The 25,969-nt window shown below is 47.8% G+C and carries 24 protein-coding genes and 1 riboswitch; of the genes, 12 read left to right on the top strand and 12 right to left on the bottom strand.

Annotation, left to right across the window (positions count from 1 at the left end):
* Window positions 1–92 precede the first annotated feature (92 nt).
* The 4 genes from thrC to xerD all read right to left on the bottom strand — a co-directional run bounded on the left by thrC (window position 93) and on the right by xerD (window position 4,847).
* The gene (gene thrC / locus ACT6PV_RS01140) at window positions 93–1,238 is read right to left on the bottom strand and encodes a threonine synthase (protein WP_445114696.1); all 1,146 of its coding nucleotides are present in this window, start codon (window positions 1,236–1,238) and stop codon (window positions 93–95) included.
* 59 nt (window positions 1,239–1,297) lie between these two features.
* Window positions 1,298–2,602, bottom strand: coding sequence for a homoserine dehydrogenase (locus tag ACT6PV_RS01145; protein WP_445114697.1), 1,305 nt, complete (start codon window positions 2,600–2,602; stop codon window positions 1,298–1,300).
* 88 nt (window positions 2,603–2,690) lie between these two features.
* Window positions 2,691–3,524 (bottom strand): DsbC family protein, encoded by an 834-nt coding sequence (locus tag ACT6PV_RS01150; RefSeq protein ID WP_445116982.1) that lies wholly within the window; start codon window positions 3,522–3,524, stop codon window positions 2,691–2,693.
* Between the two features lie 405 nt (window positions 3,525–3,929).
* A complete protein-coding gene (xerD, locus tag ACT6PV_RS01155) occupies window positions 3,930–4,847 on the bottom strand; it encodes a site-specific tyrosine recombinase XerD (RefSeq protein ID WP_445114698.1) in 918 nt (305 codons plus the stop codon).
* 175 nt (window positions 4,848–5,022) lie between these two features.
* Between xerD and ACT6PV_RS01160 the strand changes: the two genes are divergently transcribed.
* The 5 genes from ACT6PV_RS01160 (at window position 5,023) to ftsW (ending at window position 10,140) form a co-directional block, all read left to right on the top strand.
* Window positions 5,023–5,292 carry a FeoA family protein gene (locus tag ACT6PV_RS01160; RefSeq protein WP_445114699.1) on the top strand — a complete coding sequence of 90 codons (270 nt, stop codon included), beginning with the start codon at window positions 5,023–5,025 and terminating at the stop codon, window positions 5,290–5,292.
* Window positions 5,289–7,145, top strand: coding sequence for a ferrous iron transport protein B (feoB, locus tag ACT6PV_RS01165; protein ID WP_445114700.1), 1,857 nt, complete (start codon window positions 5,289–5,291; stop codon window positions 7,143–7,145). Before ACT6PV_RS01160 ends, feoB begins: the two co-directional genes overlap by 4 nt.
* Window positions 7,146–7,160: 15 nt before the next feature.
* Complete coding sequence (locus ACT6PV_RS01170) at window positions 7,161–7,412, top strand: DUF6587 family protein (RefSeq protein ID WP_445114701.1); 252 nt, start codon at window positions 7,161–7,163, stop codon at window positions 7,410–7,412.
* 162 nt (window positions 7,413–7,574) lie between these two features.
* A complete protein-coding gene (gene murD / locus ACT6PV_RS01175) occupies window positions 7,575–8,921 on the top strand; it encodes a UDP-N-acetylmuramoyl-L-alanine--D-glutamate ligase (RefSeq protein WP_445116983.1) in 1,347 nt (448 codons plus the stop codon).
* A gap of 22 nt (window positions 8,922–8,943) precedes the next feature.
* Window positions 8,944–10,140 carry a putative lipid II flippase FtsW gene (ftsW, locus tag ACT6PV_RS01180; RefSeq protein WP_445114702.1) on the top strand — a complete coding sequence of 399 codons (1,197 nt, stop codon included), beginning with the start codon at window positions 8,944–8,946 and terminating at the stop codon, window positions 10,138–10,140.
* 3 nt (window positions 10,141–10,143) lie between these two features.
* Here the strand turns inward: ftsW and gluQRS are convergent, their stop codons facing one another.
* The 6 genes from gluQRS to ACT6PV_RS01210 form a co-directional block, all read right to left on the bottom strand.
* Window positions 10,144–11,064, bottom strand: a complete 921-nt coding sequence (gene gluQRS, locus ACT6PV_RS01185) for a tRNA glutamyl-Q(34) synthetase GluQRS (RefSeq protein WP_445114703.1) — start codon at window positions 11,062–11,064, stop codon at window positions 10,144–10,146.
* Window positions 11,064–11,597, bottom strand: coding sequence for an RNA polymerase-binding protein DksA (gene dksA, locus ACT6PV_RS01190; protein ID WP_445114704.1), 534 nt, complete (start codon window positions 11,595–11,597; stop codon window positions 11,064–11,066). The genes gluQRS and dksA overlap by 1 nt, the downstream gene beginning before the upstream one ends.
* A gap of 208 nt (window positions 11,598–11,805) precedes the next feature.
* Window positions 11,806–12,612, bottom strand: coding sequence for a 3',5'-cyclic-AMP phosphodiesterase (cpdA, locus tag ACT6PV_RS01195; protein WP_445114705.1), 807 nt, complete (start codon window positions 12,610–12,612; stop codon window positions 11,806–11,808).
* On the bottom strand, window positions 12,599–13,249 hold the full coding sequence (locus ACT6PV_RS01200; protein WP_445114706.1) for an NUDIX domain-containing protein: 651 nt from the start codon (window positions 13,247–13,249) through the stop codon (window positions 12,599–12,601). Before ACT6PV_RS01200 ends, cpdA begins: the two co-directional genes overlap by 14 nt.
* Window positions 13,250–13,323: 74 nt before the next feature.
* Window positions 13,324–15,219 (bottom strand): phosphomethylpyrimidine synthase ThiC, encoded by a 1,896-nt coding sequence (gene thiC / locus ACT6PV_RS01205; protein ID WP_445114707.1) that lies wholly within the window; start codon window positions 15,217–15,219, stop codon window positions 13,324–13,326.
* Window positions 15,220–15,315: 96 nt separating this feature from the next.
* Window positions 15,316–15,450: riboswitch (TPP riboswitch) on the bottom strand.
* A gap of 71 nt (window positions 15,451–15,521) precedes the next feature.
* Complete coding sequence (locus tag ACT6PV_RS01210; protein WP_445114708.1) at window positions 15,522–16,610, bottom strand: hypothetical protein; 1,089 nt, start codon at window positions 16,608–16,610, stop codon at window positions 15,522–15,524.
* 279 nt (window positions 16,611–16,889) lie between these two features.
* Here ACT6PV_RS01210 and ACT6PV_RS01215 point away from each other — a divergent pair, with 279 nt between their 5' ends.
* Together ACT6PV_RS01215 and phoU are read left to right on the top strand one after the other, a co-directional pair.
* Entirely contained in the window at window positions 16,890–18,245 is a 1,356-nt protein-coding gene (locus ACT6PV_RS01215; protein ID WP_445114709.1) for a TolC family outer membrane protein, read from the top strand.
* Between the two features lie 128 nt (window positions 18,246–18,373).
* The gene (gene phoU, locus ACT6PV_RS01220; protein ID WP_445114710.1) at window positions 18,374–19,096 is read left to right on the top strand and encodes a phosphate signaling complex protein PhoU; all 723 of its coding nucleotides are present in this window, start codon (window positions 18,374–18,376) and stop codon (window positions 19,094–19,096) included.
* 569 nt (window positions 19,097–19,665) lie between these two features.
* On the opposite strand, the gene ACT6PV_RS01225 is transcribed toward phoU, so the two are convergent.
* Entirely contained in the window at window positions 19,666–19,938 is a 273-nt protein-coding gene (locus tag ACT6PV_RS01225) for an oxidative damage protection protein (RefSeq protein WP_445114711.1), read from the bottom strand.
* Window positions 19,939–19,949: 11 nt separating this feature from the next.
* On the bottom strand, window positions 19,950–21,380 hold the full coding sequence (gene argH, locus ACT6PV_RS01230; protein WP_445114712.1) for an argininosuccinate lyase: 1,431 nt from the start codon (window positions 21,378–21,380) through the stop codon (window positions 19,950–19,952).
* Here argH and ACT6PV_RS01235 point away from each other — a divergent pair.
* The 5 genes from ACT6PV_RS01235 to ACT6PV_RS01255 all read left to right on the top strand — a co-directional run bounded on the left by ACT6PV_RS01235 (window position 21,371) and on the right by ACT6PV_RS01255 (window position 25,968).
* On the top strand, window positions 21,371–22,528 hold the full coding sequence (locus ACT6PV_RS01235) for a sensor histidine kinase (RefSeq protein ID WP_445114713.1): 1,158 nt from the start codon (window positions 21,371–21,373) through the stop codon (window positions 22,526–22,528). The two genes, argH and ACT6PV_RS01235, sit on opposite strands and share 10 nt — an antisense overlap.
* A 57-nt stretch (window positions 22,529–22,585) precedes the next feature.
* A complete protein-coding gene (locus tag ACT6PV_RS01240; protein WP_445114714.1) occupies window positions 22,586–23,326 on the top strand; it encodes a LytR/AlgR family response regulator transcription factor in 741 nt (246 codons plus the stop codon).
* Window positions 23,327–23,422: 96 nt separating this feature from the next.
* Window positions 23,423–24,340: a hydroxymethylbilane synthase gene (gene hemC, locus ACT6PV_RS01245; RefSeq protein WP_445116984.1), complete on the top strand. Its 918-nt coding sequence runs from the start codon at window positions 23,423–23,425 to the stop codon at window positions 24,338–24,340.
* Between the two features lie 6 nt (window positions 24,341–24,346).
* Window positions 24,347–25,129 carry a uroporphyrinogen-III synthase gene (locus ACT6PV_RS01250; RefSeq protein ID WP_445114715.1) on the top strand — a complete coding sequence of 261 codons (783 nt, stop codon included), beginning with the start codon at window positions 24,347–24,349 and terminating at the stop codon, window positions 25,127–25,129.
* On the top strand, window positions 25,126–25,968 hold the full coding sequence (locus tag ACT6PV_RS01255; RefSeq protein ID WP_445114716.1) for a hypothetical protein: 843 nt from the start codon (window positions 25,126–25,128) through the stop codon (window positions 25,966–25,968). The genes ACT6PV_RS01250 and ACT6PV_RS01255 overlap by 4 nt, the downstream gene beginning before the upstream one ends.
* Window position 25,969 lies beyond the last annotated feature (1 nt).

Below are 25,969 nucleotides of genomic sequence, written 5' to 3' on the forward strand. Positions count from 1 at the left end.
ACGAATACGAATGGAACAATAAAAAACCTGCCGAAGCAGGTTTTTTTAAGTTGTTTCAATTTTCCGTATTAAGTTTTCATCATGAATGAAACTTATTTTGCCATATTGGACAGAATTGAAGATTTCACATCATTCATGGTGGCATCAATCGTCAGCATCACAGCATCTTCACACTGCTTGATTGCGGTATCCGGATCTTTCAGACCATTGCCGGTCACGGTGCAGACAATGACAGAACCTTCAGCAATTTTACCGGCTTTAATATCACGGATTGCACCACCGATGGATGCAGCAGAAGCCGGCTCAACAAATACACCTTCATACATGGACAGCAGTCGTTGTGCTTCCAGGATTTCAGCATCCTGAAGTTCATCAAACCAGCCACTGGAATCACGAACTACGGCTTTGGCATGATTAAAGCTCTGTGGGTTACCAATACGGATTGCAGTCGCAACAGTTTCAGGGTTGTCTACAGGTCCACCACGCAGGAAAGGTGCAGCACCGGAGGCCTGATAACCAACCATGACTGGACGGCCTTCCGGTGATGGTCCGGTAAACCGATCTGTTGCAGCGTCATAAACCACGGGTTCAAATGCTTCCACGGGCTGATTCGCCACAGCTTCGGTATAACCCATCCAGTGTGCCGTGATGTTCCCCGCATTACCGACAGGCAGGCAGTGATAATCCGGCGCGCGCCCCAGCGCTTCCACAATCTCGTAGGCAATGGTTTTCTGACCCTGTAAACGATAAGGGTTAATGGAGTTGACAATGGTCACAGGGGCCTGATCAGCTACTTCCTTGACCAGGCGCATGCCATCATCAAAATTGCCGCGGATCTGCATGGTGATTGCACCATACATCATGGCCTGTGCCATTTTACCCATGGCAATCTTGCCTTCAGGGATCAATACAAATGCCTTGATGCCGGCACGTGCTGCATAGGCAGCCGCAGCAGCAGAGGTGTTACCAGTGGATGCACAGATAATGGCTCTGGAACCTTCTTCAACGGCCTTGGTTACAGCCATGGTCATGCCACGGTCCTTAAATGAACCTGTCGGGTTCAGACCTTCATACTTCACATAAATCTCAACGTCTTTGCCAATAATACGCGGAATATTCTCAAGTTTAATGAGTGGCGTATTGCCTTCATGAAGAGAAATTGCATGTGTGGTTTTGGATACCGGCAAACGGTCCCGGTAACGGTCAACGAGTCCTGTATAGCGATTGGCATTCGACATGGTGGTGTTCCAGATATGAAGTAGAGCAGCAGAGGAGTATCACTCACTCCTCAACCCGGTTAGTTATCCAGCAATTCTAAACGAATTCGTACGATTTCGCCATGAATGGCCGGTAAGGCCTGAATTTTTGACAGTGCCTCATTCATTGTAGATTCGACAATCGGATCCGTCAGAATCACAATGGGAATTAAATCCTTCAGGCGTGGTTGTTGCATAATGGCGTCAATACTGATGCCGGCACGGCTCAGAATGGTGGTCACATCGGCCAGTACGCCGGTCTGATCTTCTGCATTCAGGCGCAGATAATAACCGGTGGTCATTTCGTCGCTTTCAAGAATCGGCAGATCAGTCAGTGCTTCAAAGGCCAGCTGTGGAATGGTGCCTGAACCATCTTCCGTATAAATAATATCACGGACGATATCCACGACATCGGCAACCACAGCAGAAGCAGTTGGTCCTGCACCTGCACCTGCACCGTAGTACAGCGTTGGGCCCACGGCATTGGCCTGTACCAGTACGGCATTTTTAACGCCATTGACATTGGCAATCAGCTCATCTTCCGGAATCAGCGTTGGATGTACCCGCAGTTCAATGCCTTTGGCAGAACGGTGTGCAATGCCCAGGTGTTTAATGTTGTAGCCCAGTTCTGCGGCATATCTGACATCCTGCGCAGTGATTTTGCTGATACCTTCGGTATAGACCCTGTCAAACTGCAACGGAATACCAAATGCACAGGAGGCAAGAATGGTCAGCTTATGTGCGGCATCGATTCCTTCAACATCAAAGGTGGGATCTGCTTCTGCATAGCCCAGTTGCTGCGCTTCCCTGAGGACATCATCAAAGGCACGACCCTTTTCGCTCATTTCGGTCAGAATAAAGTTACCGGTACCGTTAATAATGCCAGCCAGCCATTCAATTTTATTGGCAGCCAGGCCTTCCCGAATTACTTTGATAATTGGAATGCCACCGGCCACCGCAGCTTCATAGGCAATCTGGACATGGTGGTCATCGGCAGCTTTGAACAGTTCATTGCCATGTTCAGCCAGCAGGGCCTTATTGGCTGTCACCACCTGTTTGCCATGTTGAATGGCTTCCATAATGACTTCATAAGCCGGATGGATTCCGCCCATAACCTCAATCACCACATCCACATCAGGCTGACGCACAATATCCAGCAGGTCTGCGCTTTGCTTGATGCTTGCAGGTAAGTTTAAATCCGGGCGGGGACGGCGTGTCCCGACGTGAGTAATCTGAATTTCACGGCCAGTGCGACGTCTGATCTCAGCAGCGTTTTCCTGTAGTAGTTGAAAGGCCCCACCACCTACGGTACCAAGACCAAGTATTGCCAGGCGAACTGGTTTCACGTCACACTCCATTTGTATAAAAATAAAAAATTGATCAACATGCGATCATAGCGAATAAAAGCCATGGACTCCAGGGTATGGAAGTGGTTTATTCTGCATTTTTGCTGTTGTTTTCAAGATGCCTGATCATATCGCTGGCGGTCATATAGCCGCCCAGATATTGTCCATCAGCATTGTAAATGGCCGGCGTACCATTGACCCCCATACTGACTCCCAGCTGATACTGGTCACGGACCGGGTTTTTACACTGAGCCGGAGGCAGATGCACGCCGGCAACTGCCTGATTAAAGGCTGTCTGGCGGTCAGCGCTGCACCATATGCTTTCCATGGCCGGCATGAATTGCTCACCGCGTGGCCATGCAATATAGCGGACCTCGATGCCTTTACTGTTAATGTCTGCCATTTGCTCATGTAATTTATGACAGTATGGGCAGCTTGCATCAGTGAACACATAAACAATATGTTTTGTTTTGCCTTTGGCTGGATACACCAGCAGGTCTTCAGTTTTCAGTGCTGCCAGGTGTTTTTTATTTTCAGTCGCCTGAAGCTTGTCACCAATACTGCTGAGCTGTTTATCCCCCAGGCGGATCACATCACCCTGAATTAAATATTTGCCGTCACTGGTGGCATAAACAGAGGTCATGCCTTCCAGATTGACCCAGTACAGACTGGGAACTTCTGTCGGTTTGACATCAATGACTTTTGCAGTGATACTGGCTGTCTTAAAGTTCTTTTGCAGGGTCTCAATCAGTCTCTGCCGGGCATTACGTTCAGTAATGCTGGATGCCTCACCGGTTGCAGGTGATGTTGCGGTCAGCGTGCCATCATCTTTTTTGGCATCCTGAGACTGGGAACATCCGGAAAATATCAGGCCTGTTGTCAGGGTACATGCCAGCATTAGTTTTGAACGGGTCAATTGCATAAACAACTCTTTATATTTTTCAGCAGTATTCTGGGAATTAAGCATAACAAAAAAAAATACTTTATTCGTTAAAACTTGATAAAGCGATGTAAAAAGCTTAGGGCCAGGCAACAGCAGAATCAATATTGGATCTGATGCGTATGAGGTTCCTGTCTATACATGATTATCCTGCACATCTTTCATCAGGGTTAAGGGAATAATCCGTTACCCCAGGGACAGATACTTTTTTACTCTCGTACATTCAGGGCGGTACAGGAACAGAGGAAAAAGCCTGAATTAAGATTCAATTTGATTACTGGAATTTAGAACATGCAATTGAATAAAAAATGACTTATGAAAGAAGTCTGATATTTATTTATATCGGATAGATTATTAATGCACAACAGCAAAGACGATGGTCGCCTGTCAGGCCCGTGGATGGTGGGTTGCATGCAGTTGCTGCATGCGGACCTGTGCCACATGAGTGTAAATCTGAGTGGTTGACAGGTCGCTGTGCCCCAGCAGCATCTGAACCACACGTAAGTCCGCACCGTGATTCAGTAAATGAGTGGCAAAAGCATGGCGGAGCGTATGCGGTGAAAGTTCAGTCTGAATACCGGCCTGCAAGGCATAGCGTTTAATGGCGTACCAGAAATTCTGACGGCTCATAATGCCGCCCTGCCGGGTTAAAAATAAATAATCCGTAGCGGAGTGGTATAGCTGCGGTCTGGCATCATTTAAATATTTTTCCACCCATTCCCGGGCCATTTCTCCCAATGGCACCAGCCGTTCCTTATTTCCTTTGCCGAGTATTCTTAAATAACCCTGTTTCAGATTCATTAAATCCAGCCGTAAATTCAACAGTTCTGAAACCCGCAGACCACAGGCATAAAGCACTTCAAACATGGCCCGATCCCTTAAGCCCAGGGTTGTGTTTAAATCCGGTGCCTGAATCAGGGCTTCCACGTCCTGTTCTGACAGATCCTTTGGCAGGGCCCTGCCCAGTCGGGGTGTCTTATGTGCTGCCACCGGATTGTCCAGGCGGATTTTCTGTTCACGTAAAAATTTAAAAAAAGCACGCAGTGCAGACAGCGTCCGGGCAATGGAGCGGGGGCTTTTACCGCTTTTGGTCAGTTCAGTCAGCACATCTGAAATATCAGCATGCTGCCATTCCAGCATGGGAACCGGGCTGTAGTCACTGCATTGAATCAGATCTGACAGATAGGCATTACGGGTATGCGGACTGACCGTCTGAGCGACCAGGAAATCACGAAAACCCTGCAAAAAACTCAGCTGTTCAGGAATGTTCAGCGCAGATGGAATGCGTGGTTTTTTATTTAGCATGATTTTTATTCAGCATAATAGGGAACCGGGATGCATGGAATTTGATGATAAGTTGAAATGTAGAGGAAAAATCGAACAAAGTCGAATACTTATTGCTACGCAACCTTATTTGTTAATTATTCTCATTTATATGTATAATGACTATATTTTATGAATACTTTCAGGGTCTGTCGCTGTGCGTCTATCAGAGTTAAAAGTTAAGCAGACCGCTATTATTACCCGGGTCAATCGAAACCTGGATGATAACTCAGGTCACCCCGATCTTGTTGCCAGTCGCCTGGAAACACTGGGGTTTGTTCCAGGAACACGTATTCAGGTGATTACTAAAGGTATTTTTGGTGGTGACCCGATTTTAATTCAGGTTGGTTTTACACGTTTTGCATTACGAAAGGCCGAAGCTGAAAAAATTGAGATTAATCCGGATATGCAGGGAGCTACCGTATGAGCGAGGCTTTACGTATCGCCCTGGTGGGGAATCCTAACTGTGGTAAAACTTCACTTTTCAATCATTTAACCGGAACACGTCAGAAAGTCGCAAACTATGCCGGTGTGACGGTTGAGCGCAAAGTCGGTCAGTTTAATCTGTCTTCGGGACGTGCAGTACGTGTACTGGATTTACCCGGTACTTATAGTCTGAATGCCACCAGCCCGGATGAGGCGATTACTAGGGATGTGGTGCAGGGCAAAATTGAGGGTGAAAATTGGCAGGATGCATTTCTGTGCGTGGTGGATGCCACCAATTTACAGTTGCACCTGGGTCTGGTGATGGAAGTCATTGCCCTGGGTAAACCGGTGTTACTGGTCCTGAACATGATGGATGAAGCACGTCGCCGGGGCATGCAGATCAATACCCAGAAACTGTCACAGCGCCTGGGAATTCCTGTGGTGGAAACGGTTGCTGTACGTAATTCAGGCATTGAAAATCTGATGGCGGCGCTGGAGCAGGATCGGTTTCATACACCTGACATGGCACTGAGTGATGTCAGTTTAAGTGGTTTCAGTCATGACAGAGTCAATCAGATTTTAAAGGATGTGGTGCATTTTGTTGACCAGGAAGATAAGCGTTCTGATTTTCTCGATCGGATTTTCCTGCATCCGGTGATGGGACTGATCAGCCTGGCGCTGATGATGTTTGTGGTCTTTCAGGCGGTATTTGCCTGGGCAGCCCCTTTCATGGAAAGCATCGACGGCTTTTTTGGATGGCTGGGTGAGACAATTGGCGAATATATCTCGCAACCGCTGCTGCACAGTCTGGTGGTGGACGGCATTATTGCCGGGGCCGGCAGCGTAGTGGTGTTTTTGCCACAGATTTTGATTCTGTTCTTTTTCATTCTTGTACTGGAAGAGTCGGGGTATTTGCCAAGAGCAGCATTTTTGCTGGACAAACTGATGTTCAAGGCTGGCCTGAGTGGCCGGGCTTTCATTCCGCTGCTGTCCAGTTTTGCCTGTGCGGTTCCCGGTATTATGGCTACCCGCAGTATCAGTGATCCGAGGGACCGACTGGTGACCATTCTGGTTGCACCATTGATGACCTGTTCAGCACGTTTACCCGTTTATGCCCTGCTGATTGCTGCATTTATTCCATCGCAGAGTGTGTGGGGGCTTTTCAACCTGCAGGGGCTGGTATTGTTCGCCTTGTATATGGCGGGCATTGTCAGTGCGCTGATTGTGGCTTTTATTCTGAAGTTTTTTCAGAAAGATCAGTCTCAGCGTGCCTTGTTGATGGAATTGCCAAGCTATCGGATCCCCGATGTTAAAAGTGTATGGATTGGTCTGCTGGATCGCGCTAAAATTTTCTTAAAGCGTGTGGGCGGGATTATTTTCGCGCTGTCCATTTTATTGTGGTTCCTGTGTACGTTCCCACAGCCACCCGATGGAGCCACCTTACCGGATATTGATTACTCATTTGCCGGGATGATGGGCCATGTGATGCAGCCGATTTTTGCACCGATCGGGTTTAACTGGCAAATCTGTATTGCACTTATTCCGGCGATGGCAGCACGTGAAGTAGTGGTGGCAGCACTGGGTACGGTATATGCGCTGTCGGCAGCGGGAGAGAATACGGAAGGCCTGGTCTCGCTGATCAGCACCGGTGACCTTGGCTGGTCACTGGCAACGGGGTTGTCACTGCTGGTGTGGTTTATTTATGCACCGCACTGTCTGGCCACACTGGCGACAGTAAAGCGTGAAACCGGGTCGTGGGTTACGGTGGCCGGAATGACCATTTATTTGTTTGGTCTGGCTTATTTTGTATCATTTCTGACGTATCAGATTGCATCACGTTATTTCGGCTGGTAGCCGAAGGAGGTTGATATGGTTGAACTGTTGATTGTGGCAGCGCTGGTGGGCTGGAGTGCAATTTTTGTTTTTAAAAAAGTGCTGCCAAAGACGGCTTATTCGGTCTTTTTCAGAATGGCTGAATTCTGCCGGGCAAAAGGCTGGACAGCGCTGGCAAAATGGCTGCAACCTGCTATGGTTGCCGGTTGCGGAGGAAGCTGTGGCTGTAGCAGCAGCGAGTCTGAAAGTACACAGAAAACGACGGTGCAGGCCGTCAAATGGAAATAATTTTTCCCATGCCGGTAGCGTATTGAAGAAAACCGTCATATATGACGGTTTTTTTACGCGCTGACACAAAAAACTGCACAGAAAGCCAAAACAGAAAAAGCATTTAAAACAGCAAAGTGCTAACATTTTGCAAGTTTCAGGGGATTGGTGTCGGTGAGCAGTATGTTAATACAGCGTGGTGGTTTAAAAGTGGTGGCAGGGCTTGGAATATCAGGCGTGGCGGCAGTCAATTTCCTGCATGAAAAAGGCTATCGGGTCGCTGTAACCGACTCACGTGATACGCCTCCAGGGCACGATCAGATTCCTGCTGAGGTCACTACCCGTTTTGCTCAGCTGGACCTGGATCTATTGCTGAATGCTGAAGAAATTATCATCAGTCCAGGGCTTGATCTTAAAACACCGGCCATACAGGCTGCTCTGCAACAGGGAATTCCTGTGGTCAGTGAAATTCAGATTCTGCGCCGTGTAACGGATAAACCCATTGTTGCCATCACCGGTTCCAATGCAAAAAGTACCGTCACCACCCTCATGGGGCTGATGGCAAAGGATGCCGGCCGTAAAGTGGCCGTGGGCGGTAATCTGGGGCGACCTGCGCTGGATCTGACCCGCGATGATCCTGAGCTTTATATTCTGGAACTGTCCAGTTTTCAGCTGGAAACCACATCGCATTTAAATGCTGAGGTGGCGACTGTATTGAATATGAGTGAAGATCACCTGGACCGTCATGGCGACATGTTCGGTTATCATTCGGCAAAACACCGGATTTTTCAGGGTGTGAAAAAAGTGGTGTTTAATCGCGATGATTCATTGACTCGCCCATTGGTTCCGGATGCCACGCCCATGCAGAGTTTTGGACTGAATGCGCCTGATTTGAATCAGTATGGTGTTTTACGGGCCGATGACGGCAGTATGTGGCTGGCACGGGGACGTGAGCGTCTGCTGAAAAGTTCGGATATGTATATTCAGGGCACACATAATATTGCCAATGCACTGGCCTGTCTGGCCCTGGGTGAGGCAATTGGCCTGCCGTTGCCGTCCATGCTGGATACGCTCCGGACCTTTAAGGGACTGGAACACCGTTGTGAATTTATCAGGGATGTTCACGGTGTTCGCTATTATAATGATTCCAAGGGCACCAATATTGGAGCAACCTTGGCAGCAATTGATGGTCTGGGTGCGGCTATTGAACCACAGCAGGGCCGGGTGGCAATTATTCTGGGTGGTCAGGGCAAAGGTCAGGACTTTACGGCATTACGCAGTTCCTTACAGAAATATGCCCGCATTGTGGTATTAATGGGGGAAGATAGCCCGGTTATAGCCGCCGCCATTCAGGATGCGGCAATGCTGCTGCATGCTGATTCACTGAAACAGGCTGTGCAACTCTGTCAGCAGCATGCCCGGGAGAGTGATGTGGTGCTGTTGTCTCCGGCCTGTGCAAGTTTTGATATGTTCAGTGGCTATGTACAGCGTGGTCAGCATTTTGTTGAATATGTGAATGAATTAAATTAAGCGGAATCATAAGGAATCGAATATGGCTGGCTTTGCTGAGACGACCATCAGTAAAATAAATCAGATTTATGATCGGTGGATGCCTAAGCTTCCTGCTGAAATTACAGTCCGCAATATGCTGATTTTCTGTGTTATTTCATTGCTGTGCATGGGTACCGTTATGGTGGCTTCTGCTTCCATGCCTTATGCAGAACGCATGCATGAAGCACCTTTTCATTATGTGATCAGACATGCCATTTCCATTGTGGTTGCAGCACTGGCTGCGGCTTTTGTATATCGGATTTCCCTGAACATCTGGTTTAAAAATACCTTTCCGCTGTGGCTGATCACCATTGTGCTGTTACTGGCGGTACTGGTGGTGGGAACAGAGGTTAACGGTTCCACCCGATGGATCCGGATCGGTGGCTTTACCTTACAGGCAACCGAAGTGGCCAAAGTGATGATGGCCATATTTACGGCGGATTATGTGGTCCGCAGAGCTGAAGAAGTCCGGAATAACATTAAGGGCCTGATCCGGCTGGGTGCAGTCATGCTGATTACCGTGGGTCTGATTATTGCAGAGCCGGATCTGGGTGCCACGGTCGTGATTTCATTAATGATGCTGGGGATCTTCTTTCTGGCTGGTGCACCGCTGATTCAGTTTGGTATTGCATTTGGCGCCATTATTGCCGCCTTTGTGTTTCTGATTGTGTTTGAGCCTTACCGTTTTGAACGGTTAATGTCCTTCGCTAATCCGTGGGCAGATCCACTGGGTGCCGGTTATCAGTTGTCCAATGCACTGATGGCATTCGGTCGGGGCGAATGGATGGGGGTTGGCCTGGGACACAGTATTCAGAAAATGTCCTATCTGCCGGAAGCGCATACGGATTTCATGCTTGCCATTCTGGGTGAGGAGTTTGGTTTCTTTGGGATTACCACGGTGCTTCTATTGTCTTTCGTCATGCTGACCTGTTGTATCCGGATTGGACATCGTGCCCTGAAACATCAATATCTGCGTGCGGGTTATCTGGCCTATGGCATCAGTATTATTTTCCTGCTGCAGATTCTGGTGAATGCCGGCATGAATATGGGCATGTTACCGACCAAGGGTTTAACCCTGCCGTTCATCAGTTATGGAGGTTCATCATTGATCATGTGTGCGGTGATGATCAGTCTGATTTTAAAAATTGATTCCGCCACACAACAGACGAATCCAGCCCGGGAAGAATCCAGCTTCTGAGTGCTATTGAAAAGTGGCCTGTATGGCTGTGCCGCGGGGAATCAGTGCAGTATTCCATTGGTGCACAGCCTGAGCAAGCATTCGGGCGGGGCGGTCCAGTTCAACCGGTGGCTGTCCCAGTGCAATCAGCGCCTGCTGTAAGAGTTCAGGCGCTTTCTGAATATCCAGTGGCTGGGCCATATTCTGTTTGGACAGTTTCTGCCCCTGGTCATTCATGGCCAGGGGTAAATGCATATAGCGCAGTTCTGAATACCCCAGTAACTGCCCCAGCCAGATCTGACGTTCAGTATTGTCCAGCAGGTCTGTACCACGTACCACATCCGTGATGCCCTGTAAATGATCATCCACCACGACAGCCAGTTGATAGCTGATGATGCCATCGCGGCGTCTGAGTACAAAGTCACCCAATTCAGTACTTAAGCTGGAACAATGTCTGCCCTGTAAGCGGTCGGTAAAGCAAATCGGCTGGTCACCGACCCGGACCCGAATCGCCTGCTGCTCAAAAGGCAGCATCAGCTGCCGGCAGCTTCCTGCATAAATATGACTCGATCCAAGTTGTTTGCGGGTACACTGGCAGGCATAGACAAGCGCCTGTTGTTTAAGCCGGGCTATGGCAGCCTGGTAGGACTCAAGCCGGTCCTTCTGAAAAATAATGTCGCCGTCAGGTTCAAACTCAAAAGCATCCAGGCATTGCAGGATATGGCTTTCACTGCCGGGATAAATGCGGGGGATGTCGGTATCTTCAATGCGCACCAACCACGTACCCTGGTGAGCCCGGGCATCACAATAACTGGCCAGTGCGGTAACTAATGAGCCAAAATGCAAAGGCCCTGTCGGCGATGGCGCAAATCGGCCGACATAAGCCTGTCCTGAACGCCCTTGCTTCTGTAAAAGGGGCGTCAGGGGAACATGGCTGCTCAGCATCAACCGTTGTTTTGCTTCTCTTTGATTTCTGCAAGGGTTTTGCAGTCAATACATAAAGTTGCAGTCGGACGTGCTTCCAGGCGACGTAAGCCAATTTCAATACCGCAGGTTTCACAGAAACCATAGTCATCATTTTTAATGGCTTCAATGGACTGTTCAATCTTGCGGATCAACTTACGCTCACGGTCACGGGTGCGCAGTTCAATGGCAAACTCTTCTTCCTGGGTGGCACGGTCATTGACGTCGGGCAGTGAAGAGGATTCATCCTGCATGGTGTTCAGGGTGCGGTCAACTTCAGACATCAGCTCTGCTTTCCAGGCTTCCAGAATCTGGCGGAAATGCTCAAGCTGTCCCTCGGACATATATTCTTCATTTTTTTTGGGTTGATAAGGCTCAATACCAAAAAGACTGGCGGTGGTTCCAGCACCTTCCGTCGTTTTTGGCCTAGTTTTACGTACGCGCTTTACAATTTTATCGCTGTCTACAGGACTGGTGCGTTCTGCCAGTACCTGATTCTCGTAATCATTCGCCATATAGGGCATTCCTCATCATATACGTATATCTATACGCAAAAAATATGGTGGTATGCAAGTGTTTTTGTCGCTTCCGATTGAATGTTACTCTCGGGGGCCGCCATCATATAGAGTTTTCAGCAAAGATGAAAGTCACTCATGCACTGATTGAGTTCTGAACACATCCTTCTGGACAAATAACTTAATGCAAAACGCCTGGAATGAAAAGCTAATAACCGGAAATTTCTTTATGAATCGTTTGTTTGAAATTTTCAAGACGATGGACCTGTGTTTCAAACTCACCATTTGCTTTTAAATGTAAGCAACGGTAACCGGGCGCAATGTCATCCAGTGCAAACTCATCGCTCAGCGGTTTAAATTGTACACAGGTGGCTGGGGTGGATAAAAACTCGATGTCGTTCCATATATGACTGGAGTTCTGATGTACATGACCGCAGATGACCGCTTTGATATTGCTGAATTGTTGCAGAATCTGTGTAAATTCTGTGGTGTTCTTCAATTTATGCTGATCAATCCACTGTGACTGCATGTCAAAGGGATGATGATGGCAGGCAACAATAATGAACTGATCTGTCAATGTCTGCAGCAGATGTTTTAAATGCTGTAACTGTTCTGTCTGAATCCAGCCATCAATTTTCCCTTTAACGGCACTGTTTAACAGAATAATCCGCCAGTTCCCCAGTGAAATGACGGCCGGCATGGGTTCCGGGACATGAAAGGGGAAGTATTGAGGATCATCATGGTTACCGGGAATCTGGAAAAACGGGACGCCCAGTTGCTGCATATATTGCTGATAGCGCTGGTAGGTTTCAGGCCTGGCCACCTGGGCAACATCCCCGGTATGCAGAATACTGTCGATATGTGGATAACGTATGTGAACATCCTGCATGACGGCATGGAAGGTCTGTTCAGGATTCATCTGCACAAACTCAGCTTCGGGATGATCCATTAAATGCGTATCGGTAATCTGAATCAGAATCTGATCGGTTGCTGCGGGAGTCTTATGGACTGACATACCTGCCTCCCGACCCATTTTCCAGTGTTGTCAAATGTTGCTGAAGCCATTGCAGCGCCATAATGACGGCTGCATTACGCAGGCGCCCGCTGTGTAATAAATGACTCAGCTCCGAATACTGCAGGATGTGCAACCTGATATTTTCACCTTCATCAGGCAAGCCGAAAATGCCCCCTTCAGCCGCTAAACTGACGGGTGCAACATAAAGATGAAAAATTTCGTCGCAGGCACCTGCGGAAGGATAGTAACTATAAAGATGTTGTAATTCAGTAATTTCATAACCTGATTCTTCCAGGCTTTCACGTCTGATACAGGTTTCAGGAGATTCGTCTTCATCCAGCACACCGGCAATAATCTCCAGTTGCCAGGCAGAGGTGGCATCATCCATTGCTCCGATGCGGAACTGTTCAATGAGGGCAAACCTTTGCTGCTGATCATCATAAATGAGGACACCGGCCGCCTGTTTGCGGTGAATCAGTTCACGCTGAATAATGGGGGTATAGTCGGTCTGCTCAAATAAACGATGACGCAAACTGACTTTTTCCACCTGAATGAATCCTTTATAAAGAGATTCACGTGATTGAATTTCAAGGTCCCCGGTACTATAGGTTGCTTGCTGAATGATGTTGATAGGCATAGTCAGTCAGGATGAAACGTATTCATTTCATCCTAACTGATAAATTGTTAAAGACAAATGATTTTTTAAAATCTTTAAACTTTGTGATACAGCTTTTGCCCATGTTCCTGATAAGCGGTTTTCATGGCTTCCATACCGGCTTCAACATCTGGGCTGGATTGTTTGTCCTGCTCGGCATTTTTCTGATTTTGTGCATAATCACGGACATTCTGTGTAATTTTCATTGAACAGAATTTCGGACCACACATGGAACAGAAATGTGCTGACTTGTGTGCTTCCTTCGGCATGGTTTCATCATGCATGCTGCGTGCAGTGTCCGGATCCAGGCTCAGATTGAACTGGTCTTCCCAGCGGAATTCAAAACGGGCTTTGGACAGGGCATTATCACGTGCCTGGGCACCGGGGTGACCCTTGGCGAGGTCGGCGGCATGTGCTGCAATTTTGTAGGTAATAATACCGTCTTTGACATCTTTTTTATTGGGCAGGCCCAGATGTTCCTTGGGAGTGACATAACACAGCATGGCAGTACCGTACCAGCCAATCATGGCAGCGCCAATGGCGGAAGTAATATGGTCATAGCCCGGTGCAATATCGGTGGTCAGTGGGCCAAGGGTATAAAAAGGTGCTTCTTTGCAGACTTCAAGCTGCAGGTCCATATTTTCCTTGATCATATGCATCGGCACATGTCCGGGACCTTCAATCATGACCTGTACATCATGCTCCCAGGCTCGGTGAGTCAGCTCACCCAGGGTTTTCAGTTCACTGAACTGCGCTTCATCATTGGCATCCTGAATACAGCCTGGGCGTAAGCCATCTCCCAGGCTGAAAGACACATCATAGGCTTTCATGATTTCGCAGATTTCATCGAAATGTGTATACAGGAAGTTTTCCTGGTGATGTGCCAGGCACCACTGAGCCATGATCGAACCACCGCGTGACACAATACCGGTCAGCCGGTCAGCCGTCATGGGAACATAACGCAGTAACACGCCGGCATGAATGGTGAAGTAGTCCACACCCTGTTCGGCCTGTTCAATCAGCGTATCCTTAAAGATTTCCCAGCTCAGGTCTTCTGCAACCCCATCCACTTTTTCAAGTGCCTGATAAATCGGTACTGTTCCGATGGGAACCGGTGAATTGCGGATAATCCATTCACGGGTTTCATGGATATTCTTCCCGGTGGACAAATCCATGATGGTGTCTGCACCCCAGCGGGTCGCCCAGGTCATTTTTGCAACTTCTTCATCAATGCTGGAGCCGAGTGCTGAGTTGCCAATATTGGCATTGATCTTGACCAGGAAATTCCGGCCAATAATCATCGGTTCAATTTCAGGATGGTTGATGTTGGCAGGAATGATGGCCCGGCCTTCTGCCACTTCCTGACGGACAAATTCAGGGGTAATCTGCATCAGGTTTTTTGCGCCGAAATTCTGTCCGGCATGCTGGCGCATGTCAGTTCCTTCACGCTGCCGCTGATTTTCACGGATTGCAATATATTCCATCTCAGGGGTGATGATGCCCTGTCTGGCATAATGCATCTGGGTTACATTTTTGCCGGCTCTGGCGCGGCGTGGTTTCTGAATGTGTGCAAAACGAATTCCGGCGGTACGGATATCCCGCAGGCGCTCCTGTCCGAATGCAGAGGTCAGCGTTTCCAGTCGTTCGGTATCATTGCGCTGCTCAATCCATGTTTCACGGACGCTGGGCAGGCCTTTGTTCAGATCAATTTCAACACTGGGGTCGGTATATACCCCTGAAGTGTCGTACACCATGACCGGTGGGTTATATTCACCGCCCAGGCCTGTTGGTGTATCGGTCAGGGCGATTTCACGCATAGGAACCTGAATGTCCGGACGTGAGCCCTGAATATAGACTTTTGATGAAGCCGGTAAAATTCGGGTGAGATCCCTGGCGTCCTGCTCATGCTGAGCAGACTGATCGGCAGGTGACAGATTCGTTAACTGGCTCATTGTTATGATCCTTATGAATGACATCAACGAATCAAGCATGACCAAAAACGTGGCAGATTTATGTTGTCCGGGCAAACAGACAAATGACGGGCTTCAGTTTTCAGATGGCTTGATTCCTACGCAGGTTTTAACCTGATCAGGTTCAACGGTACCTGTATTTAAGTTCCTTCAGGCAGTGTGAGGAACTGATACAGTCTCAGCGACGCATTACTCGCGCTCCGTCAAGCTATGCGCATGATATTAGCACAGGCGGCAGCCAAAATCAGGTACTTGATGGCAATTTCCGGGCGTTGGATAAGCAATCAGCCTGAGGTGCTGCGGTCATGACAGATTGCATCACTGAAACAATCCCGCTTTCTCAGGGATTCCGTATCGACATTTTTCAGGTTCAGATACTGGTTTAATTGCAGCAGTACGGTCTGACGCGGTTTCCCCGACAGATTGTCAGATTCGATCGGGATCAGTTTCTGTCGCTGATCCGGACTGAGTGCGATGAATTTTATGAATTTACGGGCCTGATCCGCCAGGTCGCTGTTTTTTTGCCGGGCAATATTTTTGATGACAGCCAGTGAGGCCGGCTGGATATTTTCACGACCGTCATAATCTTCTGAAACCATTGATTCAGGCAAACCCTTAAACAGCAATGCAGCATAAACCTCTGCCAGGTAGCGGGCATCGTTACGATATGAACTGGACGGATAGTCCCGGTAGTAATTTTCCCAGAACAGCGCTCTGCGGGCAATTTCTTCAGGGCTAATCACCAGTTTATTGTCGTTCCAGAACGGCTGAGTGTTCTGCTGTGCGAGTTCTTCGATAAATTCAGCTTCAACATGCGGCAGGTAGGGTGCAAAGATTTTCACCAGATATTGCGGGTTTCTGCGGTAATTGATATGGCCTTTTACCGCATAGGGCAATAGCTCGACATAGGCTTGCCCCTTGTGCCGGATCAGGTATTGGTCACGAATATGCAATTGTTCAAAATGGTGCTGTTGAATGGTGGGATATTGATATTGTTCCACGGCATAGCTTTCAAAAAGCTGTTGTTGAAGCGGTGTGCGGTCAACTTTTAAAAATTGTGCATACATCTGATCTGCCAGTTTCATTAATTGTTTTTGTTCAGGGAAATCAGTCAAGGGTAAACACAGACGCAGGTCCTGATTCATCTGTTCAATGGCAAGGGTGGTACGCTGATTATTGATTTCCTGCATTTCCTTTTTCAGGTTCTGACAGAGTGTGGTTAAATCTGGTGCGATATTCGCCTCGGAGTGGGCATGTTCTGATTCCTGGATAATCTCAGGTGCAGGTTTCTGGCAGGCTGCCAGCAGACCGCAATTAATCAGTAAAAGCAGGAACCAGATGTTGCGTATTTGGTTTCTAAAAAGAAAATTCATTTTATGGTCAGAGTTGAATATCAATATAAAAAGCAGGGAATTTACTGATTTTATTTTTGCTTAATTTGGTCTAAACAAATGAAATAATTTGTAGTTTTGTAGGGCAAATAAGTAAGCCGCAGTACATCGGCCTGAAAAAAGGCTGGTCCGTTGTGGTATTGTTATTTTGAACACATATTTTCATCTGAAAAAGTAATAAAAATATACCCTGAGCCGTGTGAATATCTTTATGATCACATGCATCCATTGTTGCGGCTTTAAAATAGTGTAAGCAATAAAATGAACAAAAAAGCATGTCTTATCATAAATTTATTGGCGTTCAGTCCATTGTGTCATGCCATGGATCTGGTGCAGGCCTACCAGCTGGCCAGGGATACTGATCCTGGCTGGCAAGCCAGTGTTTACCAGTACCAGGCAGACCAGCTCAATCTGGGTATTGCAAGAGGTGCCTTGCTGCCAACGGTGGGATTATCCGGCAATATTACGCACAGACGTCAGGACATCAATCAGCTGTCCCTGCCATGGCTGGAAGATCAGCAATGGTTCAATTCCGATGGTTTTTTAATGACTTCGGCATCCACAGTGCGTCAGATTGCAGTTACTGCGCGGCAACCCTTATTCAGAATGGATGCATGGCAGGGCTATAAACAAGTCAAAACCTCAGTCCAGCTGAGCGAAGTGACACTGAAGCTGCAACAGCAGCAACATATGCTGAGTGTGGCAGAAGCCTATTTTAATGTACTCAGGCAGCAGGCACTGACGGTAACCAGCACACAGGAAGAAAAAGCACTGTCTGAACAGCTGCAGATGATGAATGCCAAACTGCGTGAAGGATTGGTTGCCCGAAGTGATGTCAGTGAGGCGGACGCACAGTATCAGAATGCCCGGGCCAGTCGTATGGCAACAGGCGTTCAGCTGCTGCTTGCACAGGAACAGCTGACTCAGCTGACCGGGCCCTGGCAGGGGCCGCTGGCGGTGTTAAGGGATGATTTTCAATATCAGAAACCCGTGCCGGTTTCACTGGATGAATGGAGTGCACTGGCGCAGAGTCATAATCTGGAAGTGATACAGGCCCGTTTGCAGCGGCAGTATGCTGATGATCAGCGGCGTGTGGAAAAAGCGTCCCTTTATCCGCAGGTGAATGCCGTTGCGAGCTATGGTTATAATAAACAGACACCGGCAACGCTGATCACCAGTGACGGTCAGTTTGATCAGATTGGTGTGGAAATGGACTGGAATCTGTTTAATGGCGGACAGACCCGTAAAAGTATTCAAAAGTCGACAATCAATGTCAAAAAAGCTGATGCCCAGCTGGATGCCACCATTCGCAAAGCGAAAACCGATGTCAAAAAATCATTTTTACAGGTGGAAATGGATCAGGCGACGCTGCAGGCCAGAAAAACCGCAATGACGTCGGCTGAACTGGTGTCCCGTGCATCCAGGGCGCAGTATGATGAAGGCCTGAAAAGCATGGTGGATGTCTTGCTGGCACAGAGGAATGCCTTTTCAGCCCGGCAGGATTTTGTCAATGCGCAATATGATTATGTGTTGAATGTATTGCGGCTGAAAGCTTCGGTTGGACAGCTTGATGAACAGGAATTTAAAAATATGAATGAATGGCTGGTGCAGAAGTAATGGCTGGATTTTATGCAATTGTCATAATAATTTCATACATTTTGTGTTTTAATATATACCGCCTGATTAAAATTAAAATATTTATTTCTTTATTGTGACATATGTGGCGTATATGTGGAGAAACGACCTTGAATCCAAATAACCCTGTGCTGAACCATCATATTTCTTCTCAGTTCAATGAGGATTTACAGGATGTAAATACCAGATTTATGACAATGGGTGGATTGGTTGAGCAACAGGTCGCCAATGCGATTCATGCCTTATTGGATGCCAATGCCAATATGGCAATTGATGTGCAGTTCCAGGACAATACGGTTAATACCTATGAACGTGAAATTGATGAAGCCATTACCCTGATTCTGGCACGCCGTCACCCTGCGGCCATTGATCTGCGGATGGTGCTCGCCATGAGTAAGGCCAATACCGATCTGGAACGTATTGGTGATGAAGCTGCGAAAATTGCAAGAATTGCACAGACCTTATCTGAAGAAGGTGAATCCCCACGGGGTTACATGGAAACCCGACACATTGGCAACCAGGTCCGGGTCATGATCCATGATGCGCTGGATGCCTTTGCCCGTGTTGATGCGGAGCAGGCGCTTAAGGTCCTGTTGGCAGATGCAGATATTGACCGTGAATATCAGTCGGCAACCCGGGCGCTGATGACATATATGATTGAAGATCCGCGGCATATTACCCAGGTAATTAATGTGATGTGGGTATTGCGTTCTCTTGAGCGTATTGGAGATCATGCCCGTAATATTTCTGAACAGGTCATTTATATGGCAAAAGGCTTGGATGTCCGACACACCAGTGTGGAAGAAATTGAAGAAAAAGTTCAGCAGAAATAATTGGCCTGTTTATTATTTTTAAAGCCCTGCTGCAGCAGGGCTTTTTATGCAGCAGCTGATTTACCGGCGATGATGGCCATTTATTTATTTATTGTAAAGTGGTTTTGATCAGACAAAAAAATTCCTGAATTTTGGGGGAAATTCAGGAAGGAAAACTGAAAAATCAGCAAATGAAAGAAAGAGTTATACATTACACAAACATAATTATTTGTGATGTGTTTAATATAATCAAAAATAACGTAAGTTTCACTACCAGTCTTGTGACGCTGTGTAACGATCTATGCTTCTGTGTAAATATGGTATTGGTCTCTGGATATATATCTTTTATTTTAATATTTAATTATCAGTAGCATATGTGCTATTTTTTGAGAAATTGGCCCAAAAGCATAAGGTGCTTGATTGATTTAAAAACAGCCGAAAAATTATGTAATTTTCATATGAATAATCGTTTTATTGGAATTCCCCCCGATTTTGTAATGGTAATATGCAATCATCCCGGGTGGTTACAGCATGACAGGGACCTGAATGCTCTATCTGGTTTCCCTGTTTATGCGCTTTATATGTGCGAATTATGCCTCAGGTTTCCAGCCTTCAGCTTTTTCAACACTGTCATCATTGCTGAAAAATTTTTCACGCTGTTCTTCCAGAAATTTTTTGGCTTCGGGTTCAAACACGTTCAGACGTTTTTCATTAATCAGTGTGGTCTGGTGCTGTAACCATTCCTGCCATGCTTGTCTGGAAACCGAATGAAATAACTCATCACCTTTTGTACCCGGGAACGGGGCAAATTCCAGGCCTTCCATTTCTTTTTGATATTTACGGCAAAAAACCTGTCGGGACATATCAGAGCTCCTTAAGCGTATAGTTTTTCAAGACGGATATGCGCGCGTTCAATCGCAGCTGCAACCTGTGTCGGCGCAGTACCGCCAATATGATCACGTGCATTGACCGATGCTTCCAGGGTCAGGGCTTTTTCAAAGACATCCGCAGCAATCAGATCAGAAAATTGCTGTAATTGCTGCAGGCTCAGTTCAGACAGATCCTTGTCTTCCTGGACCCCCAGAGCAACAGCCTTACCGACAATCTCATGTGCATCACGAAACGCCACACCATTTTTGACCAGGTAATCGGCCAGGTCGGTGGCAGTTGAGAAACCACGCAGTGCGGCTTCACGCATGCTTTCAATATTGGGTACCAATGCCGGGATCATGTCGGCAAAAGCCATCAGGGAACCGCGCAGGGTGTCAATGGCATCAAATAAGGGTTCCTTATCTTCCTGGTTGTCCTTGTTATAGGCCAGGGGTTGTCCTTTCATCAGGGTCAGCAGGCTGACCAGATCGCCATAGACGCGTCCGGTCTTGCCACGGATTAACTCCGGCACGTCCGGGTTTTTCTTTTGCGGCATGATGGAAGAACCGGTACAGAAGCGGTCAGGAATACTGATAAATTTAAACTGTGCTGAGGTCCACAGAATCATTTCTTCTGACATGCGGGACAGGTGCATCATGATCAGCGATGCAGCGGCACTGAATTCAATGGCAAAGTCGCGGTCAGAGACTGCATCCAGTGAGTTTTCGGCCACGGCTTCAAAACCCAGTAGTTCAGCAGTATAAGCACGATCAATCGGATAGGTGGTGCCTGCCAGTGCCGCTGAACCGAGCGGCATGCGATTGACCCGTTTGCGGCAGTCTATCAGGCGCTCTGAGTCACGGACCAGCATTTCAAACCATGCCATCAGGTGGTGTCCGAAGGTCACCGGCTGCGCAGTCTGTAAATGGGTAAAGCCCGGCATGATGGTGTGGGTGTTTTTTGCGGCCAGGCTCAGAATGCCTTTTTGTAATTTTTGCAGTAAGGTCAGGATGGCATCAATTTCATCGCGCACATACAGGCGGATATCGGTTGCCACCTGGTCATTGCGGCTACGGCCGGTATGCAGTTTCTTCCCGGTAATGCCAATGCGCTGAGTCAGGCGTGACTCAATGTTCATGTGGACATCTTCCAGTTCAATGCTCCACTGGAAGCTGCCTGCTTCAATTTCCTGCTGAATGGTGTTTAAGCCATGAATAATGACATCCCGCTCCTGTTCAGTCAGGACGCCCACTTTCGCCAGCATGGTTGCGTGGGCGATTGAACCTGCAATATCCTGTTTGTAAAAACGCTGGTCAAATTGTACAGATGCTGTAAATTCAGCAACAAAGGCGTCAGTCGCTTCAGAAAAACGTCCACCCCACATACCCGAAGTCTGGGTCTGTGATGGATTTGAGGAATGAGAAGATGTGGTCATGTGGGCTCAGTAAAATAAAAAGCAGTCGATTTAAGAACAGTATAACAAATTCAGATTCACTTGCTGAATCCCGGAGTGCTGATTCTACCGCAAATCATCCCCGGGCTTTTCAGCATTCCTGGTTTTTTAGAAAAATTGGTCACTGGCAATATTTAATTGAATTGTTTATTGCCAGTAATGTGCTGGCGTTATTGCTGGCATTGGCTGAAGCCCAGTCATGGTCAAATCTGCAGTTTAGTCATGTCCTGCAGTATATTTTATACATTAATTGGATTCTGCTTGCCTTTGCCGCAATGATGGATGTATGCCATAAACCGCTGCAAAAATTGAATGCCATGCAGACCATGATCATCAGCTTTTGTTTGCTGCAACTGATTGTATTGCTGACCACGGTGGTTTTAAATGCGCTGACGTACTGGGGTCGTTATTTCTCGGTGCAGCATTTATCCTGGTCAGATCTGAGTCATCAGCTGGTGCTGCATTTGAGTTATGGTGTTTTGCTGGGGGCGTTCTGCCTGCGTTATCTTTATATGCGGGAACAATGGGCCATACAGCAGAACAGTGAGCTGAATGCCCGCATTCAGGCCATGCAGGCACGTATTCATCCCCATTTTCTGTTCAATAGTCTGAACAGCGTGGTCAGTCTGATCAGTATTGCGCCGGACAGGGCAGAACAGATGCTGATTGATCTTTCCCGGCTGTTCAGGGCCAGTTTTCAGCAATTAAAACTGGTCAGCCTGGCGGAGGAAATACAGCTGTGCCGGCAATATATCGCGATTGAGCAAATCCGGTTGGGAGATCGGCTGGTGGTGGAGTGGAATATTCAGCAACCGGAGCTGCTCAGTCAGGTCACTATTCCCTTGCTGACTTTACAGCCGCTGGTTGAAAATAGTATTTTCCATGGGATTGAAAAAAAAATAACTGGCGCTAAGATAGCCATATTGGTCGAAATATTGCACAATCAGGTCACTGTAGTCATTACCAATCCGCTTACACGGGATGATAAAATAAAACCAAGGGAAGGACATGGTATTGCGCAGGACAATGTAAGGCAACGGCTTAAGGCGCATTTTGGGTCTTCGGTACAGTTCCGGAATTATACAGGTAATGGAATATTTACCACCGTTGTTCAATATCAATATAAGTAAAGTATGAAGTCAGTCAGCACACTAAAATAACCATGGCTGACCGGCTGGGGGGGATTGATGGACATCCTGATTTGTGATGACGAGCCACTTGCAGTGGATCGTCTATCCCGACTGGTGTCGCAACTGGGGCATCAGGTGGTTGCAACGGCACAGCATGGCAAACAGGCACTGGAAATGGTGCAGCAATATGAACCGGATATTGTGCTGCTTGATATTCAGATGCCTGAAATGGACGGCTTAACCTGTGCGCAGCATTTAAGTGAGCTGAATCCAATGCCGGCTGTCGTATTTTGCACAGCCTATGACGAGCATGCGTTGCAGGCCATTCAGCTACAGGCACAGGGATATTTGCTGAAACCTGTTGCGACACAGGAACTGCAGATTGTATTCAATAATATTACCCGGCTGACTCAGGCCCAGATATCCAACACAGAAAAAAAACAGCTCATGGAAAAAAAAGCACAACAGAGGCAGCAGATTGCTGCAAAAACCTATCGCGGTCTGGAACTGATTCCCATAGAAAACATTTATTATTTTCTTGCAGATCAGAAATATGTGACAGTCCGGCATAAAAATGGCAGTGTTCTGATTGATGAAACCCTGAAGGAACTGGAACAGGAGTTTGCCGGACGCTTTATTCGAATTCATCGTAATGCACTGATTTCAGTTGACTATCTGGATGGCCTTGAGCCGGTGGCTGCCGGACAGTACCAGGTCCGTTGCCGTGAGTTAAATGAACGGCTGGCGGTCAGTCGCAGACATCTGCCATTGCTCAGGGAAAGAATGCAGAATTTATAAAATGCCGGTCAATTTACAGGACAGGGGATAATTTGCTTGCATTTTCAGGACATCCGGTTAAGTTTAGAGTGTTGAAAGTCTGACAGCCCTGAAATGATGAAAATCCTGAAAATTGCAACCCGTCAAAGTCCTCTTGCCCTGTGGCAGGCTGAACATATCCGTGATCGTTTACAGGCTCTGCACCCTGACCTGACGGTGGAGCTGGTGGCTTTTGTGACTCAGGGCGACAAAATCCTGGATACGCCATTGGCTAAAATTGGCGGAAAAGGACTTTTTGTCAAAGAGCTTGAGGCCGCGCTGCTGGATGGACGGGCAGACCTTGCAGTGCATTCCATGAAGGATGTGCCCATGCAACTTCCGGAAGGATTGAGTCTGCCGATTATGTGTGAGCGCGAAGATCCCTTTGATGCCTTTGTTTCAAATCAATATCTGAAATTTGAAGATTTACCATTGGGAGCCCGGTTGGGCACTTCCAGTCTGCGCAGAAAATGTCAGTTGTTAAAACAGCGTCCTGATCTGAATATTATCGATCTGCGTGGCAATGTCGGGACACGTCTGGCAAAGCTGGATGATGGTCAGTATGATGCCATTATCCTGGCGAGTGCCGGGTTGAAACGACTGGGTTTGCAGGCGCGGATCCGTCATGTGCTGACGACTGAAGTCAGTTTGCCGGCTGTTGGCCAGGGCGCGCTGGGGCTGGAATGCCGCAGTGAGGATCCGCAGGTGCTGGCGTTAATTTCACCGCTTATGCACCTGGAGACGGATGTCTGTGTGCGGGCTGAACGTGCCTTTAATACTTATCTTGAGGGGGGCTGTCAGGTACCGATTGCCGGATTTGCAACCCTGATGCAGGATCAGCTGAGACTGGAAGGTCGTGTCGGCAGTGCAGATGGTCAGATACTGCTTCGGGCAGAGTTGACAGGCCCCATGTCCCAGGCAGAACAACTGGGTGTGCAACTTGCGCAGGAGTTGCTGCGACAGGGTGCGGGCGAACTGTTGAGCGCACTTCAGTGATGACCGATGCTCTTTATTAATACCCGTCCTGCTGACCGGGCTCAGCCATTGACGGAACATCTGACAAAGGCCGGTTTTCAGGTACTGACATTGCCCTTACTGGAATTAAGGCCGTGCACCTATGGTGAGCAGTTACAGCAATTGTATACTGAGTTGATGACTGTACAGATGATTGTTGTGGTCAGTCCGACAGCGGTGCGGCTGGGTATGCAGTACCTGCAGCATAGCGGAATCCCGCTGTCCCGGCTCAGTCATGTACAGTGGATTGCTGTGGGAAAGGCCACGGCAGGTGTATTGGCTGAATATGGGGTTCAGGGGCAGGTGCCGGAAGTGGAAAGCTCGGAAGGAATGCTGAGTCTGCCGGTTTTCAGCTCGGATCCCGCCCTGAATAAAGTGGCCTTCTGGCGGGGGCTGGGTGGACGTCAGTTCATGATGCAACAATGCCTGGAACGTCATATTTCTGTCTTAAACTTTATCCTGTATGAACGGGCTTTGCCTCTGCGGGCAATGACACAGTTTGCGGTCCTGAAAGAAATGGCTGTGCAGAATCGGCAGTCTTTCTGGATGTGCATCAGCAGTGAAGCCGGCTGGACAAACTGGCGACAGCTGTGTGAGCATGATCATGATATTTTACAGCAGGGTCACTATCTGGTATTGGGTGAGCGTTTGTATCAACTGTTGCAACAGGATAAAAAAAACAGTGGATTCTGTTTTAATATCAGTAAAATTCTCAGTCTGGAACCGCAGTCGGTCAGTCAGGTCATTGCATGCCTGCAGGGAAAACAATGAAGAAGTTGATCTGGATCTTATTTTTCTTAATGATTGCAGGGCTTGCCAGGCTGAGCTATGACGTTTATATGCTTTCGCAGCAATTGTCATCCATACAGAATATTCTGCACCAGAATGAGCATAAAGACGCTGCCCTGAATGATCAGCTGGTTGCAATGCAGCGTCAGCTGCCTGTAACAGCAGCAACTGTACAGCCCCGTGAGCAAAAAGAAAGCGCCCGGCAACAGCGTCATGCCGGCATTTCTGCTTTGGTTGTAATCCGGCAGCAACTGGAGTTGATTCAATTTGCCATGCAGCAAAAGGAGTTTGTATTTGCGCTTGATCAACTGAATCAGCTGGACCGGGCGGTGGAGGGTTATGAGCTGGCAACCGCATTGAAACAAAGTCTGCATCAGTCCATTGCCCGTGATAAACAGGGGATTCAGCACTTCATGCAGGCCAGGGATGAGCAGCAAAAAAAGCTGAATGATATCCTGCGCCAGCTGGATCAGCGTATCGGCGCTGAACTGAATAATCAGCAACTGAGTTCTGCTGCGGGAAAACCACTGCATTTCTGGCAAAAATGGCTGAATATTGAAGTGGTCGATCAGCAACAGCCGCCTGAGCTGAGCCGCCGAAAAATGGTGTTGAAGGAGGTGCAGATGAGGCTGCTGCTGGCACAGCAGACCCTGGCCAAAGGTCAGTATGCCGAGTATCAGAATCTGCTGGACTCAGTGATTCAGCAGCTAAGTCAGTTGCCGGATACGGCAAGCCGGACATTCAGACAGCAGCTTATGAAGATGAAGCAACAGCAAATTTTGCCGGCGCCAAAGCTGAATACAACTGCAGTGCTGGGTTAGC

It is taken from the genome of Acinetobacter sp. WZC-1, from assembly GCF_052544965.1.